This is a genomic window from Arthrobacter sp. MYb227, assembly GCF_002975435.1.
GTDB lineage: Bacteria > Actinomycetota > Actinomycetes > Actinomycetales > Micrococcaceae > Paeniglutamicibacter.
The window spans coordinates 531,178-551,088 of record NZ_PCPT01000001.1 but is presented as its reverse complement, the minus strand read 5'-3'; the positions used below and the strand labels follow the sequence as shown (position 1 = coordinate 551,088).

The 19,911-nt window shown below is 56.0% G+C and carries 17 protein-coding genes and 1 tRNA gene; 11 read left to right on the top strand and 7 right to left on the bottom strand.

All coding sequences use genetic code 11. The features are described 5' to 3' along the window. Window positions 1–127: 127 nt before the first annotated feature. Window positions 128–1,102 carry an EamA family transporter RarD gene (gene rarD, locus CQ018_RS02610; protein ID WP_105548389.1) on the bottom strand — a complete coding sequence of 325 codons (975 nt, stop codon included), beginning with the start codon at window positions 1,100–1,102 and terminating at the stop codon, window positions 128–130. A 348-nt stretch (window positions 1,103–1,450) separates the two neighbouring features. Between rarD and CQ018_RS02605 the strand changes: the two genes are divergently transcribed. Beyond that, window positions 1,451–2,848 (top strand): FAD-dependent oxidoreductase, encoded by a 1,398-nt coding sequence (locus CQ018_RS02605; protein WP_105548388.1) that lies wholly within the window; start codon window positions 1,451–1,453, stop codon window positions 2,846–2,848. Window positions 2,849–2,956: 108 nt separating this feature from the next. Here CQ018_RS02605 and CQ018_RS02600 read toward each other — a convergent pair whose 3' ends face one another. After that, a complete protein-coding gene (locus tag CQ018_RS02600; RefSeq protein ID WP_105548387.1) occupies window positions 2,957–3,703 on the bottom strand; it encodes a hypothetical protein in 747 nt (248 codons plus the stop codon). Between the two features lie 180 nt (window positions 3,704–3,883). On the opposite strand from CQ018_RS02600, the gene CQ018_RS19765 reads away from it, so the two are divergent. Then, window positions 3,884–5,758 (top strand): sigma-70 family RNA polymerase sigma factor, encoded by a 1,875-nt coding sequence (locus tag CQ018_RS19765; protein ID WP_219843982.1) that lies wholly within the window; start codon window positions 3,884–3,886, stop codon window positions 5,756–5,758. A gap of 388 nt (window positions 5,759–6,146) precedes the next feature. On the opposite strand, the gene CQ018_RS02585 is transcribed toward CQ018_RS19765, so the two are convergent. Further along, window positions 6,147–7,601 carry a catalase gene (locus tag CQ018_RS02585; protein ID WP_105548386.1) on the bottom strand — a complete coding sequence of 485 codons (1,455 nt, stop codon included), beginning with the start codon at window positions 7,599–7,601 and terminating at the stop codon, window positions 6,147–6,149. 55 nt (window positions 7,602–7,656) lie between these two features. Beyond that, on the bottom strand, window positions 7,657–8,085 hold the full coding sequence (locus CQ018_RS02580; protein WP_105548385.1) for a Fur family transcriptional regulator: 429 nt from the start codon (window positions 8,083–8,085) through the stop codon (window positions 7,657–7,659). Between the two features lie 73 nt (window positions 8,086–8,158). Between CQ018_RS02580 and CQ018_RS02575 the strand changes: the two genes are divergently transcribed. The 5 genes from CQ018_RS02575 (at window position 8,159) to efeB (ending at window position 14,136) form a co-directional block, all read left to right on the top strand. Then, window positions 8,159–9,439: an MFS transporter gene (locus CQ018_RS02575; RefSeq protein WP_105548384.1), complete on the top strand. Its 1,281-nt coding sequence runs from the start codon at window positions 8,159–8,161 to the stop codon at window positions 9,437–9,439. Between the two features lie 140 nt (window positions 9,440–9,579). Beyond that, window positions 9,580–10,452: a zinc metalloprotease HtpX gene (htpX, locus tag CQ018_RS02570; protein ID WP_105548383.1), complete on the top strand. Its 873-nt coding sequence runs from the start codon at window positions 9,580–9,582 to the stop codon at window positions 10,450–10,452. Between the two features lie 350 nt (window positions 10,453–10,802). Beyond that, entirely contained in the window at window positions 10,803–11,648 is an 846-nt protein-coding gene (gene efeU / locus CQ018_RS02565; RefSeq protein ID WP_105548382.1) for an iron uptake transporter permease EfeU, read from the top strand. A 24-nt stretch (window positions 11,649–11,672) separates the two neighbouring features. Then, the gene (gene efeO / locus CQ018_RS02560) at window positions 11,673–12,833 is read left to right on the top strand and encodes an iron uptake system protein EfeO (RefSeq protein WP_105548381.1); all 1,161 of its coding nucleotides are present in this window, start codon (window positions 11,673–11,675) and stop codon (window positions 12,831–12,833) included. Window positions 12,834–12,837: 4 nt separating this feature from the next. After that, window positions 12,838–14,136 (top strand): iron uptake transporter deferrochelatase/peroxidase subunit, encoded by a 1,299-nt coding sequence (efeB, locus tag CQ018_RS02555; protein ID WP_105548380.1) that lies wholly within the window; start codon window positions 12,838–12,840, stop codon window positions 14,134–14,136. A 123-nt stretch (window positions 14,137–14,259) separates the two neighbouring features. On the opposite strand, the gene CQ018_RS02550 is transcribed toward efeB, so the two are convergent. Next, a complete protein-coding gene (locus CQ018_RS02550; protein ID WP_105548379.1) occupies window positions 14,260–14,748 on the bottom strand; it encodes a YajQ family cyclic di-GMP-binding protein in 489 nt (162 codons plus the stop codon). Window positions 14,749–14,905: 157 nt separating this feature from the next. On the opposite strand from CQ018_RS02550, the gene CQ018_RS02545 reads away from it, so the two are divergent. Then, window positions 14,906–14,987, top strand: a tRNA-Tyr gene (locus CQ018_RS02545). A gap of 194 nt (window positions 14,988–15,181) precedes the next feature. Here the strand turns inward: CQ018_RS02545 and CQ018_RS02540 are convergent. Next, complete coding sequence (locus CQ018_RS02540) at window positions 15,182–15,595, bottom strand: hypothetical protein (protein ID WP_105548378.1); 414 nt, start codon at window positions 15,593–15,595, stop codon at window positions 15,182–15,184. A 180-nt stretch (window positions 15,596–15,775) separates the two neighbouring features. Here CQ018_RS02540 and trxA point away from each other — a divergent pair, with 180 nt between their 5' ends. Next, a complete protein-coding gene (gene trxA / locus CQ018_RS02535; protein WP_105548377.1) occupies window positions 15,776–16,147 on the top strand; it encodes a thioredoxin in 372 nt (123 codons plus the stop codon). A 22-nt stretch (window positions 16,148–16,169) separates the two neighbouring features. Here trxA and CQ018_RS02530 read toward each other — a convergent pair whose 3' ends face one another. Further along, window positions 16,170–17,162, bottom strand: a complete 993-nt coding sequence (locus CQ018_RS02530; protein WP_105548376.1) for a DNA-3-methyladenine glycosylase — start codon at window positions 17,160–17,162, stop codon at window positions 16,170–16,172. A gap of 134 nt (window positions 17,163–17,296) precedes the next feature. On the opposite strand from CQ018_RS02530, the gene CQ018_RS02525 reads away from it, so the two are divergent. After that, the gene (locus CQ018_RS02525) at window positions 17,297–18,673 is read left to right on the top strand and encodes a cystathionine beta-synthase (protein ID WP_105548680.1); all 1,377 of its coding nucleotides are present in this window, start codon (window positions 17,297–17,299) and stop codon (window positions 18,671–18,673) included. A gap of 51 nt (window positions 18,674–18,724) precedes the next feature. Next, on the top strand, window positions 18,725–19,891 hold the full coding sequence (locus tag CQ018_RS02520) for a cystathionine gamma-synthase (RefSeq protein WP_105548375.1): 1,167 nt from the start codon (window positions 18,725–18,727) through the stop codon (window positions 19,889–19,891). Window positions 19,892–19,911: the final 20 nt, after the last annotated feature.

The window sequence follows — 19,911 nt, the reverse complement described above, 5'->3', positions numbered from 1 at the left end:
GGACAATTTTCTTCGGTCCCTTTCTTTGTTATCCATAACTGCCGGGAGCTAATCCACGCCAAAGATTCACTCCCGAGACAAACTCTGCTGTGAGTGTTTTACCCGGCTAAGGGTAACTGAAAGATATTTACTTGCCGGTGCGCTCGGCAACGGCAATCGCTGCCCGGTCTCTACGTGGTTGGGCAACCATATCGATGCACAAGAGAATGACAGCAACCCACACGAGACAGAAGCCAATGAGGCGTTCGACCGGCATTGGTTCATTAAAGACCGTCAAAGCAATAATGAATTGCAAAATGGGAGCCAAGAATTGCAAGGTTCCCACGGTGGTCAATGGCAGGCGCCTGGCCGCTGCACCAAAGAGCAAGAGTGGCACAGCGGTGATTACGCCACTGGCAAGCATGAGCCAGAGGTGCGTGGCTCCCGAAGAAAAGACGGTGTCTTTACCCGTAGCCACCAGCCAAATCATGAATCCTGCGGCAGGAATACTAAGAATTGCGGTTTCCATGCTCAGTGACGTCAATGCGGTGACGGTTCGCCCCACGCGATTTTTCATAAAACCATAGAAACCAAAGGAAAAGGCAAGGGTCAACGCGATGTAGGGGACCTTGCCATAAGCAAATGTCAGCGTCATGACCGTGGCTAGACCAAAGCCCATGGCGGTCCATTGCAAGGGACGTAATTTTTCTTTCAAGAAAATGACACCGAGGGCTGTGGAAACCAGTGGGTTAATAAAGTATCCAAGGGATGCTTCTACCGCATGCCCGTTGAGCACCGCGAAGGTATACGTGAGCCAGTTGATGGCTATGAGCACCGAAGCGACGGTCAATCGTCGCATTGCCTGTTTGTTGCGCCATAATTCGGCCATGTGTAGCCACTGGCGGGTCACGGTGAGCAAGATGGCGCAAAAGACAAGTGACCAAACAATCCGGTTGGCAACAATTTCTAAGGGCGAGGCAATGCTGATTGTCAGGAAATAGAGAGGCAACAAGCCCCACATGCCATAAGCGCTCAGACCCTGAAGCAATCCGGTGTTGCGTTGGGCGGTTGCCGAGGCCGGTGCAGACAGAGCCGTTGGCTGTGTTGAACGTGTCTGGGTCATAGCGTCTCTAACAGGAAAAACATGGAATCCATTCCGTGGCGTACCTCAAGCAGCTCAAAAGTTCTGCTGGTTTAGCAGGCAATAAGTCCCGATGACACGTTTCAACACGAATGATCTCAAAGCGCTCTAGGAGGACCGGACACCTGCATATTCCACAGTACAACCGATGCCAAGGTGGTGTTGGGCACCTAGATGACTGCTTGTGATGAATTTGAGGCATCAAAATCAGCTGTGGGACGTGAGCATCAGCACAAGGGCTCCCAACTGCGTCGGAATTCCAATTAGACTAGGGAGTTGTGCGTTATTACGTGCGCTAGTAAACACCCCCTTTGGGAAGGAACCCCTCTCGTGTCTGAAACAGCAAAACGTCCGCTCCGTGTCGCCATTATCGGGGCCGGTCCGGCTGGCGTCTATGCTGCCGACATTCTCACCAAGGCGGAACGTGAATTCGAGGTAAGCATTGATCTGCTCGATGCCTACCCGGCACCCTACGGACTGATCCGCTACGGCGTTGCCCCAGACCACCCGCGCATCAAGGGCATCGTCAACGCCCTGCACAAGGTTCTGGACCGCGGTGATATCCGTTTCCTAGGTAATATCACCTACGGACGTGACCTAAAGCTGAGCGACATCCGTGACATGTATGACGCTGTCATCTTCGCCACCGGTGCCATCAAGGATGCCAGCATGAGCATCCCGGGCATCGAGCTCGAGGGCTCCTATGGAGCGGCCGATTTTGTCTCTTGGTACGACGGCCAGCCAGATGTCCCGCGCACCTGGCCACTTGAAGCCAAAGAAATTGCCGTGCTCGGCAACGGCAATGTGGCCTTGGACGTGGCTCGGGTGCTCTCTAAGCACGCAGAAGATCTGCTGGTTACCGAGATCCCCGAGAACGTCTTTGAGGGTCTGAAGGATTCGCCCGTCACCGATGTACACATCTTCGGTCGCCGCGGCCCGGCCCAGGTGAAGTTCACCCCACTGGAGTTGCGCGAGCTTTCCCACAGCCGTGATGTGGACATCGTGCTATACCCGGAAGACTTCGAATTCGACGAGGCTTCCGATGCGCTGATCAAGTCCAACAACCAGGTCAAGACCATGGTTAACACACTGACCAACTGGATTGTGGAAGAACAGGACACCGGCGCATCGCGCCGTCTGCACCTGCACTTCTTGCACAACCCGGTAGAAATTATGGGCGAGGACGGCAAGGTTTCCGGGATTAAGTTTGAGCGTCAGGAGCTTGATGGAACCGGCAACGTGAAGGGCACCGGTGAATTCATTGATTACCCGGTTCAGGCCGTTTACCGGGCTATTGGTTACTTTGGTTCCGAACTTACCGAGATTGAATTCGACCATAAGCGTGGAGTCATTCCCAACCATGGTGGTCGTGTGCTCGATGCAGAAGGCACCCACGTACCGGGCCTCTACGCAACGGGTTGGATCAAGCGTGGTCCGGTGGGATTGATCGGTCACACCAAGGGGGATGCCTTGGAAACCATTGGCAATCTCCTTGAAGACCGTTTGTCGTTGCCCGCAGCAGAGCACCCGAGCGAAGACGCAATCATTGAACTGCTTGAATCACGTGGAGTCCAGTACACCACGTGGGAAGGCTGGAAGAAGCTCGACGCTCATGAAATTGCGTTGGGAACCGTGGCAAGCCCCACCGATACTTCAAATGGCCCCATTGATCGTGCACGAATCAAGGTAGTTCAGCGCGAAGAAATGGTAAAGATTTCCCGAGGCTAAGCGCGTTGATTTCCGCTTTTAACTGATGCCAGTACACACTCTTCACCGAGTATGTACGGGCATCAGTTAATTCATGGGGAGTCTTTGCGGGACTACTAGTTTGATGGCTTAGCTCCACAAGCTTCCCAGAACCCGTTGAATTTCCTTGGCATCCTGTGGCAACGGTTCAAGATCAATTCGTAGGCTATCTCGCGGTAACTTGTAATCCTCAAGTACATCTTCGAGCGAGCGGCCTAGCTGCGTTAGTCGACTTCGAACCGCCATCTCGCGCGGCAGCAACAACGCCAAGCGGTTTCCTCGGTAGGTGGCAACAGCCTCGGGAACCGACTGAGCAACTTCCTGACCGATCTCTGCTGCCATCATGAAGGTGCTCATGTCATCGAGGTCGACATGCAGATGTTTAAAGAGAGCCAGCAAATATGGTTCGTTTCGTGTCATTGGATTCTCCCGTAGCTCGTAGACTCGGCGCTCAAAATGTTGGCGGTTTGAAAGTCCAGTTGTTGCATCCGCACAGGTAAGCCGATGGCTGAACAAATCCGTGGCTTCTACCCAAGCGTCGGCAAAGGAAACCAACAATTCATCACGCTTGGGATGTGGATACACGCCAAAGAGTGACTGAATGTCTCGCAGTGACTCGGAGATTCCGACTCCTTGAACGGCTCTTCGGGAAGCGAGTGAACGAATCACCACGCTCGGTTCATCGCCAGCGCACAACGTTACAGCTACCGAACGCGCCGCATTGCAAAACCAGTCCGATTCTCGAATCCACCCCGAGGCTTGTGATAGGGCACACCACTGTTCAAGCAGCATCGAGGCGTCTTGCGCGGTGCGGTTGGGACGGGAGAAGAACTTCATGTCAATTGAGAGTGCACGAAGGCAAAATCATGACGCGGATATTTGAGAAATTAATTCATTCAGTTCGCGTCATGAAAGGCTGAGCTGGTGCTCTTATCTTTTAAGCCAAGCGGGGCGATTGCACACGATGCGATAATCTGAAGGATGCTGGCATCTATTACGTGCCTTCATTGCAGTGAAATGAGTATTCTTGTGGAACCCAGTGCAGAATCCCTTGAACCGAGCGACTCCGAGCTAATTAGCCAGGTACGCGCGGGCGATCAGCATGCCCAAGAGATGCTCTATGCACGGCACTACGATGTAGCGCTCAGGGTTGCGTACCGACATTCAAATAGTCCTGCCGAGGCCGAAGATCTAGTGGCCACGGGCTTTGAAAAAGTCTTTTCTATCTTACAAACCGATAATGGTCCCGAAGCATTTTTCAGGGCTTATCTGTGTACCACCGTTTCTCGCCTAGCTTTCGCCTATAACAATCACGAAAAACGCCAGACATTGACCGACGACTTCAGTGTCTTTGAACGCGGTACCGAACATGCCGACCCCGTGATGAATCAATTTGAATCCGGGGTTGTGGGGGAAGCCTTCCGCTCACTTCCCGAACGCTGGCAAGCAGTGCTCTGGTATACGGAAATCGATGGGCTAAAACCAGCTGAAGTAGCACCAATGCTGGGCCTTTCACCCAACGGTGTATCTGCTTTGGCCGTCCGAGCTCGTGAAGGCCTACGCCAAGCATACTTACAAGGACACATAAAGGTTTCAACGGGGGATCAATGCCAAGCATTTTCACGCCAGCTCGGGGCGTATGTTCGCGGTGGACTCAGCGCTCGTAACGAGGCAAAAGTTGATGAGCATCTGGCCGACTGCAATAAGTGCACTGCGATTCTTCTGCAGATCAACGACGTAAGTTCTTCGATGCGTGGCATTATTGCCCCACTATTCCTCGGCGGCATCACAGCCTTAGGAATCCCTTCGGCCGTTACTTCTGGGGCAGCGCTGAGTATTTCTCTGGGGAAGGCAACGCATGCAGGTACCGGAACTTCGCTTGGAACCGCACCTGCTACAGGTGCCACGGCGGGAACCACAACCACCTTTGCGGGGGTTGGCAGTAGCAGTCTATTTGGAGGAATTGGGGCTTTTGCCGGTGCAAATGCTCTAGCCATTGCCGTCACGGGCGTCGCGCTTGCTGCTGTAGTTGCAGTTGCTGCGGTCGGAGGCGCTGAACTTGGAAATAAATCAAAGCCCAAACAAGCCGACGGAGAAATTACCAACGGCCTAGTAGCACCAAAACAAGAAATTGCTGTGCCTGGTACTCAACCAATGCCGGGAATTACAGATCAAGACACCCTATTTTTCGACGAAGCTGTAGTGAGTTCTCCCACCGCAACAAGCTCATTAGGTACAGCCGAGCTACCGCCTGACACAGATACCGTTCAGGATTCAAAGTCTTCTGGAGTATCAACAGTTCCGAAGGGGCTAGCTCCAGTTCAAATCCCTCCCGCGGGAATCAATTCATTGGTACCTCAACAACCCGTGGACTCTGGGATTCCAGCGCTACCAGCCCCGACGGATGACCATGTTCCATCGCAAGCACCGCAAATCTCCGAAACGCCAGCTGTAGGTTCGAATCCTGCTCAGAAGCCGGAAGCATCGGTTTCGGGACAACCCTCGGAAACCGTCAAGCCAACTTCTCCAGTAAATCCATCAGAATCTTCTAGTGCGCCGGCATCACCAAGTACTGAGACTTCGGCGGTGCCTACGGTAACGCCGACGGACCCGACTGTGGAACCGACTGAGCCGACTGTTGATCCGACTGAGCCGACTGTGAGCCGACTGTTGATCCGACTGAGCCGACTGAGCCGACTGTTGATCCGACGGAACCGACTGAGCCGACTGTTGATCCGACTGTGGATCCGACCACCGAGCCGACTCCGCCGATCGATATCGAACATGGCGATACCTCAAGCACCATCACGATTGATACTTCGTCATTTGGGTTCATTAATTTGCTGCGTGCGGAATTTGAAAAAAGATCCGGACCGGGTTCATCTGATGTGACGGTGAGCAGCCGAGCGTGGTGCAGTTCCGACGGTTCACTTACCACTCCGGCGGTGTTTAATTGCTTACAGTTGGGGAATGGAAAGTTCACTTTCGACGTGAAGAAGACCGATCTCGAAGCGATCGAACCAACGACGATACACGTAAAGATCTCTGGATTTGGTGGGCCTGCAATTTCGAAAGACTTCATCATCGAATAACGCAGGCGTTGGTACCTGGCGGTGCCGGTACGCAACTGCCTTAAAGGTAAAAATAGCAGAAGAGGGACCCCACCTACTTCACTAGCGTGAAAATAAGTGGGGTCCCTCTTTGCTACGTATGCGTGCTGGTTTGCTGGCCACCTAGCCTTGTGGAACGGTAGTCAGCAAACCAGCGGCGTAAACCCTATTTAGAGGCTTGCCTTGTATGCATCGCGCAGGATCGCACCGAGATTCGCATCAACGTTGGTCCAGTACTGGAAGAAACCTTCGCGGATTGACTCGATGGTGATCCCCTGGCACTGACCCAGCAGGGTCGCGTGGAAGCGTTCCTTGGACTCGGCGGTGAAGACGTCGCGGTACAAGGTACCGGCCTGACCGAAGTCATCGTCTTCCGAGCGCAGGGTCTGTGCGGCGCGAACCAGTGCACCGTCGTTCTCCCAGCTGCCTTCGCCGGCGCGTGCTGCGTCGGCTTCCGGGCCACCGAAGGAGTTCGGGGTGTAGACGCGTGCGTCGGCATCGTTGAAGTGGTACTGCATGGCACCTTCGTGCATGTAGGTACGTACCGTCGATGCGTGCGGCTGGTTGACCGGCAACTGGTTGTAGTTGGTGCCGATGCGGTTGCGCTGGGCATCCGGGTAGGAGAAGACGCGAGCCATCAGCATCTTATCCGGGGAGATGTCAGTGCCCGGAACCATGTTCGACGGCGAGAAAGCAGCCTGCTCGATCTCGGCGAAGAAGTTCTTCGGGTTGCGGTTCAGCGTGAAGTGGCCAACCGGGATCAACGGGTAATCCTTGTGCGACCAGGTCTTGGTGATGTCGAACGGGTTGAAGCGGTAGGTCTTGCCCTCTTCGTACGGCATGATCTGGACCTTGACGTCCCAGGTCGGGAAGTTGCCTTCGGCAATGTTGTCGAACAGGTCGCGACGGTAGAAGTCGGCGTCCGAGCCGGCAAGCTTCTCAGCTTCCTCGGCACCCATGTTGTGGACGCCCTGGCGAGACATGAAGTGGTACTGAACCCAGAAGCGCTCGCCTTCAGCGTTGATCCACTGGTAGGTGTGTGAGCCGTAGCCGTTCATTTCACGCCACGAGGTCGGCAGACCGCGATCGCCCATCAGGTAGGTGACCTGGTGTGCGGATTCTGGGGAGTGCGTCCAGAAATCCCACTGCATATCGCCATTGCGCAGGCCCGAATCGCCCATGCGCTTCTGCGAGTGAATGAAGTCAGGGAACTTAATGCCATCGCGGATGAAGAACACCGGGGTGTTGTTACCGACGATGTCGTAGTTGCCCTCGGTGGAGTAGAAACGAAGTGCGAAGCCACGCACGTCGCGCCAGGTATCAGGGGAGCCCTGCTCGCCGGCAACTGAGGAGAAACGCAGCAGCGTCTCGGAGGTGGCGCCCGGCTGGAAGACGGCTGCACGGGTGTACTTGGAGACGTCTTCGGTGACTACGAATTCACCGAAAGCGCCGCCGCCCTTGGCGTGCGGGTTGCGCTCCGGGACACGCTCGCGGTTGAACGAGGCAAGCTTTTCGACCAGGTAGCGGTCGTGCAGGGCGGTGATGCCATCCGGACCAGCGGTCAGCGAGTGTGCATCGCTGGCAACCGGAGCACCGGACTGAGTGGTTGTGAAATTCTCGCTCAAGAGACTCTCCTTCATTGTGGTTTGGTAACTCTTCTGCAGTGGATCCGTTATGCGGCTAGGCCGCGCCGGACTTCCTGCAGTCCTCACAGATGCCCTGATACAGGACATCAGCAATCTGTATGACCATGCCGTGGTCATCGGAGGGTGTCAGACACGGGGCATGGCCCACGGCGCATTCAACATCCTCGATCCGTCCGCAACTGGTGCAGATGGCATGGTGGTGGTTGTCATTCACGCGGGTCTCGTAGAGAGCCGGCGAATGTGGGGGAGTGAACCGGCGCAGGATTCCCTGCTCGGTCAGATCATTAAGCACGTTGTAGACCGACTGGATGGAAACATCGGGCAAATCCTCGTGGACTTTTGCCACAACAGTCTCGGCCGAGGAATGCGGGAGCTGGTCAAGGACCTCGAGCACTGCGAGACGGCCGCGGGTGACCCGGAGTCCCAAATCGCGCATCTGTGTCGAATGATCCATGTGTTCCATTTCATCCCCTTATTTTGATCTTGTCAAGATAGTCGATGATGTTGGCGTGGCGCGCGATGACTAGACTCTTGAAGTGGCCAAATTCCTTGCCGACCTGACACCCTTGCGCCAGAGTCCGGCGTTCAAACGCCTGTGGATCGGCAATGCCCTTGCCGCGGTGGGTTCCCAATTGACCTTGGTGGCCGTCAGTCTTGAGGTCTACGCGCTCACCGGTTCCAGTCTCCAGGTGGGGCTGCTCGGCGCCTTTGCACTGGTGCCGCTGGTCCTCACCGGGCTGTATGGCGGATCCATTGCCGATGCGCATGACCGTCGCAGGGTGGCGTTGATATCCGCATTGGTACTTTGGGGTGCCACGGCTGCCATTGCCGCCCAAGCCTGGATGGGTGTCAATAATGTGTGGGTACTTTACGGATTGGTGGCCATACACTCGGCAGCAGGTGGCATCAATCAGCCGGTGCGTGGTGCCATCATTCCGGCAATCGTGGGACTCAAGCTCCTGCCAGCTGCAAATTCGCTGAATATGGTTACCTTTGGCATCGCGCAAATGGTTGGTCCGCTATTGGGTGGAATCCTGGTGGCGCAGATTGGTTTTGGCTGGACCTATGGCATCGATGTACTTACTTACACCGCCGCGGTGTGGTCCGTCTACATGCTCCCTTCCCTACCTGCCGATAAGAAGGCAGCCCCGGCCGGATTCCGCTCAGTCATTGAAGGATTCCGCTTCCTAGGTACTCAACCCAATGTCCGTATGACCTTCCTGATTGATATGGCGGCCATGGTGCTTGCGGCGCCACGCGCGCTACTTCCGGCGATCGGTGCGGTGCTGATTGGTGGGGGAGAAATGACCATGGGTCTGCTACTTGCCGCAACGGCGCTGGGGGCTTTCCTCGCGGGATTATTCTCCGGACCGCTGGGCCGCATTCATCGGCAGGGAGTTGCGGTGTTTATTTGTGTTTCGGCTTGGGGGGCCAGCATTGCGGGATTCGGCGTAGTCGTTATGCTTGCCGCCGGGAACCCCATGCCCGCAGATGGAAATGTAAGCGCCTGGATCTGGCCGGCCGCTGCCTGCATGGCGATTGCCGGTGTCGCCGATGCAATATCCTCGGTCTTTCGCACCACCATCTTGCAAACGGCAACCCCTGATCATCTACGCGGACGGCTGCAAGGTGTCTTCATTGTCGTGGTTGCAGGAGGCCCTCGCCTAGGAGAAATGCTCTCCGGTTCGGTGGCACAAGGAATCGGTGAAGGAAAAACATTACTTTTGGGTGGCATTGCCTGCATACTGGCTGCAGCGTTGCTCATGCGGTTCCAGCCCGGTTTCCTGCGTTACGATTCTCGGCATCCAAAACCGTAATGCAGAAAAACTAAGTGTTTCTACAAAAACTGTTGGCCGTTGGGTATTTTGGGAACAACGTAAGAACTTCAGGCGTTGTTTAGAGTGGTAATACCTGCGACGAAAAATGTTGCAACCGGCTTTTCTAGGAGAAAACCACAGTGCATAATCACAACAATGGTCTAAAAACCGCCGGACTGCTTGGCGGCATGTTCGCCCTGCTGCTGGCCATTGGCGCCCTGTTGGCTTCGGGAACTGGCAGTAGTTCCTTCATTTGGATCTTTGCGCTCATTGGCGTGGCAACCACTGCTTACGGATATTGGAACAGTGACAAGCTGGCGATTCGTTCCATGCAGGCTTACCCGGTCACCGAGGCCGAGCAGCCTGCCATGTACAAAATTGTGCGTGAACTTTCGATCACCGCTCAGCAGCCCATGCCGCGCCTGTATGTTTCGCCGACCGCTGCTCCCAATGCCTTTGCTACCGGGCGTAACCCACAAAATGCCGCAGTGTGCTGCACCGAAGGGATACTGGGGCTACTCAACGAGCGTGAACTACGCGGCGTCTTGGGCCATGAGCTCATGCACGTGTACAACCGCGACATTCTCACCTCATCGGTTGCCGCCGCGGTAGCCGGTGTCATTACCTCACTGGCACAATTCATGCTCTTCTTTGGTGGTGGGGACCGGCGCAACGCTAACCCGATCGCGATGATCGCCATGTCGTTGCTGGCACCATTCGCCTCCATGGTGATCCAGATGGCCATCAGCCGTACCCGTGAATACGATGCCGACGAAGACGGCGCCAAACTCACCAACGATCCGTTGGCTCTTGCCTCGGCATTACGCAAGCTTGAGAGAGGGGTGCAACGTGCCCCGCTACCAAGTGATGATCAGCGCTTGGTCAATGCGTCCCACCTGATGATTGCCAATCCTTTCCTTGGCGGCGCCAAGAAGCTCTTTGCTACCCACCCGCCCATGGATGATCGTGTGGCACGCCTAGAAAAAATGGCCGGACGCTCCCTCGGCAGCTAGTGCGAACCCAGCCAAGACACATCTGAAAGCCGCCGCTGCTTCGAGAGAATTCTCGAAGCAGCGGCGGCTTTCTTTTGCCAAGTCACCTCCAGCTTTGCTGAGGTTCGACCTATCGCGAAACCAGTTCTTCTCCCATATACATGTGAAGTGGGAGGATCTGATCGGTAGCTAATCTGCGAAGAACGGTTCGGGCAGTGTCTTGGCTCTCAGTTTGCTGCCGAATAACAGTAGGGCGTAATCTCAATAGGCAACAGGTACATCACCTATTGGCATAAGTCACGCCTAACCGCCGAAGACTCCCCTCGCACGGGCGAACCCGATCGGTTGACGATGAACGGCGAAGGAAATCTATGACAGCGAACTTTCTGATCGGCCTACGCGAAGGGCTGGAGGCAGTGCTCGTTGTTGTGCTGTTGCTTGCCTACCTACAAAAAACTGGTCGATCCCAGCTGGTACCGCGCATTTTTGTGGGTGTCGGAATCGCTGTCGCCGTGTCACTGGCATTCGGTGCCTTGCTGACCTTTGGCCCGCGTGGTCTAACTTTTGAGGCACAGGAAGCCATTGGAGGCGGCCTGTCAATCATTGCCGTGGGGTTTGTGACCTGGATGGTCTTTTGGATGGCAAACGCCTCGAAACACCTTGCCGCGGATTTACGCGGCAAGGTCGACAAAGTTGCCGAAGGCTCCGCCATCGGCTTGGTACTGGTTGGTGCGCTTGCGGTGGGGCGCGAAGGACTTGAAACTGCGATGTTTCTTTGGGCGGCAACGCGTGCCACTGGCGGTACCTGGCAGCCACTATTTGGCGCAACCTTAGGTATCCTCGTCGCCATTGGGCTCGGGGTCTTGCTTAAGCGTGGCGTAGTGAAAATCAATCTTTCAAAGTTCTTCACGTGGACCGGAGCAGCACTGATCGTTGTTGCGGCCGGGGTGCTTGCCTATGGCGTCCACGATCTGCAAGAGGCCGGATTCCTGCCCGGTTTACACAATCTTGCCTTCGACGTATCACACGTGATTGCGCCCGGGGGATTCCTCGGAACTCTGCTCAAGGGTGTATTCAATTTCTCTCCGGCCACCACCTGGCTAGAGGCAATTATTTGGACCGCGTACGTGGTTCCGGTGATGTTTATCTTCATGATGCGTATCAAGAGCCCTCACAAGGCAACAGCTACAACACCCCTTACGAGCCCTGCTCACTAACCCCAAATGTCAAGGAAACCGCCAATGAAACAACTTCGCCCCTTGTACCTGAGCGCCGCCTTCTCGGTGGCGGTGCTGGCCCTCAGCGGTTGTACTACCAACGCACCTGATAGTTCAGCGGATGATTCAATCAAGGTCAACAGCACCGCTGACGCCTGCGCGCTTTCGGCGGCAACGGCACCTGGTGGAACCGTGAAATTTGAAGTCAAAAATGATGGAACACAGGTCACCGAGTTCTACCTGCTTGCCGAAGACGGGCTACGGATTGTTGGCGAAGTGGAAAACATTGGCCCGGGTCTCACTCGAGATCTCGTTGTCATGGCACCGGAAGGTAAATACATCACCGCCTGCAAACCCGGAATGGTCGGGGAGGGGATTCGTGCCGGCTTCGAACTCAGTGCCGCGCCCGAAGGACAAACCGTAAGTGCAGACCGGGCCGAACTGCAGAAGCAGGCAGTCACCTTGTATGCGGCCTATGTGAAAGATCAGGCCGAGCAGCTACTGGCCGGGACCAAGGAATTCGCTACGGCGTTTGAACAGGGCGATGAAGCCACGGCCCGTGCGCTCTACCCGCAGGTTCGCATGCACTGGGAACGCATCGAACCCGTTGCCGAATCATTCGGAGACCTCGATCCAATCCTGGATGCACGCGAGGCCGATCTTGAAGCGGATCAAGAGTGGACAGGCTGGCACCGAGCGGAAAAAGACCTGTGGCCACCTGCCAGCGGCTACACGTCAATGACCGCACCCCAGCGTGCCGCGTTGGCTCAGAAGATGGTTGCTGACACCGAAGAATTACAAGCTCGCGTACTTACCTTGACCTTTACCCCGGATAAATTGGCCAATGGGGCTAAGGAACTGCTCGATGAGGTGGCAACCGGAAAGGTTACCGGCGAGGAAGAGATCTGGTCGCACACTGACCTTTGGGATTTCCAGGCCAATGTTGATGGCGCGCGCATTGCCTACGAAGACCTCAAGCCACTACTTGGTGACGCCGACGCCGAACTGGATGCCGCGTTGGATGCCAAATTCAGTGCCTTGCAGAAAATCTTGGACACACACAAGGTAGGGGACGGGTTCACCTTCTACAACGATCTAACCGAGGTACAGGTCAAGGAATTGAGCACAGCTGTTGACGCACTGGCCGAACCACTGTCCAAACTCACCGCAGCAGTGGTGAAGTAGAACTATGAGCCAACCCCCAACCGCCGATAAGGACCCCTCTTCAACTTCACAACGAGGGTTCAGTCGGCGTGCCATGCTCGGTGCGCTCGGTGCCGGTGGGCTAGGGGTGGCTGCCGGGGCCCTGGGGCAGGGAATCCTTTCGGGTTCCCAAGCCGCAGCCGTCCCGGTAAGCGATGTTGTTGAATTCTATGGAGAACACCAAGCGGGGATCGCCACCGAGGCTCAAGATCGTATGCACATGGCCGCCTTCGACATCATCACCCAAGACCGCGCCGAGGTCATCGCGCTGCTCAAAGACTGGACCGATGCAATCGAGCACATGATGCGTGGTGCCGATGTTGGGGAATTTGGGGCGACCGGGGGTAGCTATGATGCACCGCCCGAGGACACCGGTGAAGCACTGGATTTGAGCGCAAGTCATTTGAGTGTGACGGTTGGTTTTGGTCGCTCTTTTTTCCTTACCAACTCCCAGCCTCGCTTCGGGCTCTCGGACAAGATTCCCGAAGCATTAGTGCAGTTGCCTCATTTTCCCGGGGATGCTTTGGAGGACGCTCGCAGTGGGGGAGACCTTGTGGTGCAGGCATGCGCCGATGATCCGCAGGTTGCGGTGCATGCCGTACGGAATCTGGCGCGCATAGCCTTTGGGACGGCTACCGTGCGCTGGTCGCAGATTGGGTTTGGGCGCACCTCCTCGACTAGCACCGCGCAAAAGACACCACGGAATCTCTTTGGGTTCAAAGATGGCACCGCGAACCTCAAGGCGGAAGAGCAAAAGGCGCTCGATGAACATGTCTGGGTCAGCGGCAAGACAGGTAACGAGGCGTGGATGAATGCTGGTAGTTACCTTGTAGCGCGGCGCATTCGGATGCACATTGAAACCTGGGATCGATCCTCACTGCGCGAGCAAGAGAATATCTTTGGACGCACCAAGGCACAGGGCGCACCACTTTCCGGTGGTACGGAATTCAGTGAGCCCGATTTTGCTATGGAAGGCAGGAGCGGCCCGATTATGCCCATGGATTCCCATGTTCGACTTGCGCACCCGGATACCAATGCCGGGGTTCGGATGCTGCGTCGGGGGTTTAACTACACCGATGGGTCCGATGGCTTGGGGAGATTAGACGCCGGGCTCTTTTTTATAGCCTTCGTAGTGGATCCGCGGACCCATTTTATTCCAATGCAAAACAACCTGGCCAAGAACGACGCGCTATCGGAATATCTCAAACACACTGGTTCGGGCCTCTTTGCCGTGCCACCTGGAATCAGAGCAGGGCAGTACCTGGGGCAAGGGCTATTTACGTAGTCGCGGAGTGCCATGGTGACGGGTCCACCGCCGCGGGTCAGCGAGCTACCGGGGAGCAGCGCAAGAGAGCCGGCAACCACATTGCATGGGTGCCGGCTCTCGGTGCGTTTTGATAATCCTTATTTAGCGGAAGTTCACAAACTGTAGGTCTGCATCTTCAAAGGCGCGCAGCAGTGCCATGGTGGACTGCAGATCATCGCGTGACTTTGAAGAGACACGCAATTCATCGCCCTGGATGGTGGACTTAACGCCCTTGGGTCCCTCATCGCGAATGAGCTTGTTGATCTTCTTAGCAATATCCTGGGCAATGCCCTCGACGATCTCGGCCTCGATACGGAATTCCTTGCCCGAAGCGAATGGCTCGCCTGCGTCCAGAGACTTGAGGGAAATGTTGCGACGAACCAGCTTGGACTGGAAGATATCCAGAACTGCCTTAACGCGTTCCTCGGAGTTCGCCTTCATGAGAATCTTTTCGCCGCTGAAGTCGATTTCTGCGCCGACACCCTTAAAGTCGTAGCGCTGTACGATTTCCTTCTGGGCCTGGTTCAGTGCGTTGGACACTTCTTGGCTGTCTACCTTGCTGACAACATCAAAGGTTGAATCGCTCGCCATATGGAGCCTCCTTGAGTAGTGATTGGCTTTACCTACAAGCCTACCGGGGGTGCGCAAATGCCCCGAAAGTAGGGTGTGGGGCAGCTCACGTACGATTCGATTGTATCTTTTGAAAAAAGTCGGGTAGAGTTTCTACTCGTTCCCAAGGGAACAGTTCGGCAGATTACCCGAGTGGCCAAAGGGAGCTGACTGTAAATCAGCTGGCATCGCCTTCACTGGTTCGAATCCAGTATCTGCCACCGAACTAAAGAAGCTCGCTTCCAAATCGAAAGATTTGAAAGCGAGCTTCTTTCATTTTCTGCGCGAACCCGGCATCCCAGCTAGTCTGAGGTGCTGGCAAGCCAAGTAGGAGATCCCGCAGCCAGAGCCACGTTAGTGACCCACTCAACTAACCGAGAACTGACTGCGGAAAGTTTTGACCAGGTATTTTTCCTCAGGCTGCCATGTGCTGATTCATAGGAACCACAAAAATATCCCAGAGCAACATCAAAGCATCTTCTGGTGCCTGCAACACCGCATTGTAGTGTGCCCACTGCCATGAGGTGGCTCCGTTGTCATCCAAAGGTTTGGGCGGACAGAATCCTGGGGTCAACCATTTCTTGCCATCCCAGATGGCCTGCAGCGGTCCAACGGCGGTAGCGGCCTCCGAAGCATCATCCAACTGTATTGGATAAGAAATGCGCTGTTGAATCCGTTGTGCCGGAGCAACGGCAAATGGAACGGAATCGGTAATAGCCAGATCGACGGGTAAACCGTCTACATACCGCTCGGCCAAAAGCATTCCTTCCGACATGGCTTTTCGGCCGGATTCACCGGTGGTAATCAGTAACAAAGTACAACGTGACATGGCTGGCTCCTTTCGCTTCAAACCCTCTCCAAAACGCTGTCATTCGAGGATAGGTTCGTTTGACCGATAGTGGGTCAGCGAGCGCGGGACTGTGGATAAACGCTGCGTTAGCCAAAGACCCGGTTGCTTCTGGGAGCTCAAAAGTGGGGCTTCAAAGACTCTTCGCGGTACCGTTGAGGTATGGCTACTATCAATATCACCGAAGCTGAGTTCACCGAGACACTTGAAGAAAATGACATTGTCTTCGTTGACTTCTGGGCCGAATGGTGCGGACCATGCCGCCAATTTGCGCCGGTTTACGAGCAAATGTCCGAAAAGTTCCCCGAGGTCAAATTCGCCAAGGTAGATACCGAAGCGGAGCAGGGCTTGGCTCGCGCAGCAAACATCACCTCGATTCCTACCTTGATGGCATTCCGTGACAAGGTCTTGGTCTTCTCACAGCCAGGCGCGCTTAATGCCTCGCAACTCGATGACCTTGTGGTCGCCGTTAAGGGGATCGATATGGAACAAGTGCACGCGCAGATTGCCGAGCAAGAAGCACAAGCCCAGTAATACAAGAGCTTTTCAGCGGTCTTTAGCGGCGACGATGATCCATCGGCGCCAGTCGGGGACCAAAGGCCTGCTTTCGCACGCCCGAGGCACCGAGCAAACGAACCACGCGTTGCCTATGCCCGTTATAGGGAGCTAACAGCTCTAGCATTGCCTCATCGTTGACCCGTCGTCCGGTGAGTACCTGACCAACAAAAGCAGCCAAATGGTAATCTCCGACCGAAATATGATCCGGTGAACCATGGGTACGTTGTAAGACCTCGGCAATGCTCCAAGGCCCAATACCCGGGATAGAACCAAGCGCGGCCTCAAGCGAACCTTCCCCCGGCACACCAGCACGGCGTGCGCCTAACGGTACCCCTCCCCACCGTTCAAGACTTTGCGCAAGCACCGCGGCCCGCACAGCAGTTGCGGCTCGTTTGGCATCAACACGCGCCTCGTGCCACTGCCATGGCTGAAGCGACCTGATGGACTCCGGAGATGGCGGGAGCCGCATGCCTTCGGGAGCGGGACCCGGCGGAATTTCGCCCACGAGTAAAGTCAAATATCGGTAGGCGAAGTGCGCCTCTATGACGGTGACCTTTTGTTCAAGGATTGCCGGTAGCAAGGCATCAAACATGCGCCCGGTGGTAGGAAACCGTAACCCGGGATGTGCCCGACGCGTTTGGGCAACAAATGGGGGAAGGCTTTCCCTAAACGTGGGCGCATCAAACTCATCCCACAGATCGGTGGCGCCCAGAAGCTCCAACCCATGCTCCACGGCAGCATGAGCCCCGGGCCCCCACGCTTCAAGGAGCACCGGTGAACTGATCCCACCACCACGTGAGACTCGCACGGTCACCGGACCGCTACTGGTAACAAAACATAACCACGCCTGCGCGTTCCCCACCGTGGTGCTCGGATCTTGAGGTCCACGCTGCAAGATCCCCAGGGTTGAGCGCAACGCATAGGGTCCACCCGGCTCCCACACCAAGTGGGCGTCGCTTGGCGGGAGCCTGTGGGCCGGTTCGAGGAGCATAGTTCCATCTTCCCATCTAGCCCATACAGTAAACCGATCGCTACGGCGCTCACCTAAGACTCCTCATGACTCTTCATGAAGATTCACTACAAACCACGGCATCATTCGATATCTCCGGCGGTAGAGTTTCGGCCATGAAGTACGCACATACAGTCCTTGATTTGATTGGTAACACCCCACTGGTTCGGCTCAACTCCGTGACGGCCGGAATCAAGGCAACGGTGCTACTAAAACTCGAATACCTCAACCCCGGCGGGTCAATTAAAGACCGCATTGCCCTGAAAATGGTTGAAAACGCAGAATCCAGTGGACAGCTCTTACCCGGGGGAACCATCGTGGAACCCACCAGCGGTAATACCGGGGTAGGACTAGCTATGGTTGGCCAACTCAAGGGCTACAAAACTATATTCGTCACCCCGGACAAGGTTGGCGAAGAAAAGCGTGATGTGCTGCGCGCCTACGGGGCCCAAGTAGTAGTCACTCCCACCGCTGTGGCACCGGATTCACCCCAGTCCTACTACGGTGTCTCGGATAAGCTGGTACGCGAAATTCCCGGAGCCTACAAACCAGACCAATTCTCAAACCCCGCAGCCCCGCAAAGCCACTATGAGAGCACCGGACCAGAAATCTGGAACGATACCGATGGGAACCTCACCCATGTGGTCATTGCCGCCGGAACCGGTGGAACCATCACCGGCACCGGACGCTATCTCAAAGAAGTTTCGGCAGACCGCACCGGCGGGGCCGTACGTGTCATTGCCGCGGACCCCGATGGCTCGGTCTACTCCGGGGGTAATGGACGTCCCTACTTCGTTGAGGGAGTTGGCGAGGACATGTGGCCGGGAAACTACGATCCGACGGTTCCCGATGAGGTGCTTCCGGTACGCGATGCCGAAGCCTTCGCCATGACCCGACGCCTAGCCAAGGAAGAAGGCCTACTGGTGGGTGGATCTTCCGGGATGGCAGTAGTCGCGGCCCTACGCGTGGCCAAGGACCTACCCGAAGATGCCCTGGTAGTTGTCATCGCCCCGGATGGGGGACGCGGATACCTGGGCAAGATCTTCAACGACTCCTGGATGCGCTCCTACGGCTTCTTGGGTACCGATGACTCAGATACTGTCGCCAAACTCCTGGGCACCAAGACTACCGAACTACCGGCACTGATCCACACGCTACAAAACGAGACGGTCCGTGATGCAATCGCCACCATGAACTACTACGCGGTCTCCGCACTACCGGTTCTCAGCACCCAACCGCCGGTACGCCTAGGTGAAGTTCGCGGGTATATCGACGAACGCACGCTGACCGATAAACTCTTCCGTAAAGAAATCTCCCTCACCGATCCGGTGGGTCCATTGGCCACCACAGACCTACCCAAAATCGGTATCCACGAATCCATCGACACGGCCCGTACCCGCCTTGCAGGTAACGATGCACTGCTGGTAACCCAAGACGGTGAAGCAATAGGCGTGATCACCCGCCACGACCTGCTGGCCTACCTCACCAACTAACCACCTCAACGCAGAACCTCACAGCGTTAGTCAGTAAAGGACTCCCACACCATGAGCGAGAACACCCAAAACACCCAAGGCTTCAACACCCGCGCAGTACACGCAGGCCAAGGATTCGAACCACGCACCGGCGCCGTCGTCCCACCCCTACACTTCTCCTCAACCTACGCCCAAGATGGAATCGGAAACCTACGCGCCGGCTACGAATACGGACGCGGTGGAAACCCCACCCGCGACGCACTCCAAGAACAACTAGCAGCCCTAGAAAACGGCACCCACGCCTACTCCTTCTCCTCGGGCCTCGCCGCGGAAGACTCACTGATCCGAGCGCTCACCGCACCCGGGGATCACATCGTTCTAGGTAACGACGCCTACGGAGGAACCTACCGACTGATCTCCCGCGTCTTGGGCAGCTGGGGAATCGGAAACACTGCAGTGGACATGGAAGACCACACGGCGCTCGCCGAAGCCATCAAGGCCAACAACACCCGTCTGGTGTGGGTTGAAACCCCGTCTAACCCCATGATGCGGGTGACCGATATCCGCGCCGTTGCGCAGATCGCCCATGAGGCCGGAGCCCTGTTGGTTGTCGATAACACGTTCGCCTCGCCGTATCTGCAGCAGCCACTGGATCTGGGTGCCGATGTGGTGGTGCATTCAACCACCAAGTACATCGGCGGGCACTCCGACGTGGTAGGTGGCGCAATTATCGTCAAGGACGCCGAACTTGCGGAAAAGATCGGTTTCATCCAATTTGCCGTTGGTGCGGTCTCCGGACCCATGGATGCATTTTTGACCACCCGTGGGCTCAAGACGTTGGGGGTGCGCATGAAGGCACATTCGGCCAACGCGATGGAGGTTGCTCGTTGGCTGCAGGCCCGCCCCGAAGTTGAGGCGGTACACTACCCGGGGCTTGAAGATCACCCGGGCCACGAGCTTGCCAAGGCGCAGATGCGCGATTTTGGTGGCATGGTCTCGGTGCAATTCACCGGGGGAGAAGCAGCGGCTCGAACGGTTGCCGAAGCCACCCGCATCTTCACGCTTGCCGAATCCCTGGGCGGCATTGAATCGCTGATGAACTATCCGTCGGAAATGACCCACGCCTCTGTGAAGGGTACCGAACTTGCCGTACCGGTGAACCTTTTGCGCCTTTCGGTGGGTATCGAAGATCCCGAAGATCTCATTGCCGATCTCGAGCAGGCGTTTGCGAAGCTCTAAGCCTTACCGCGGGGACAGTC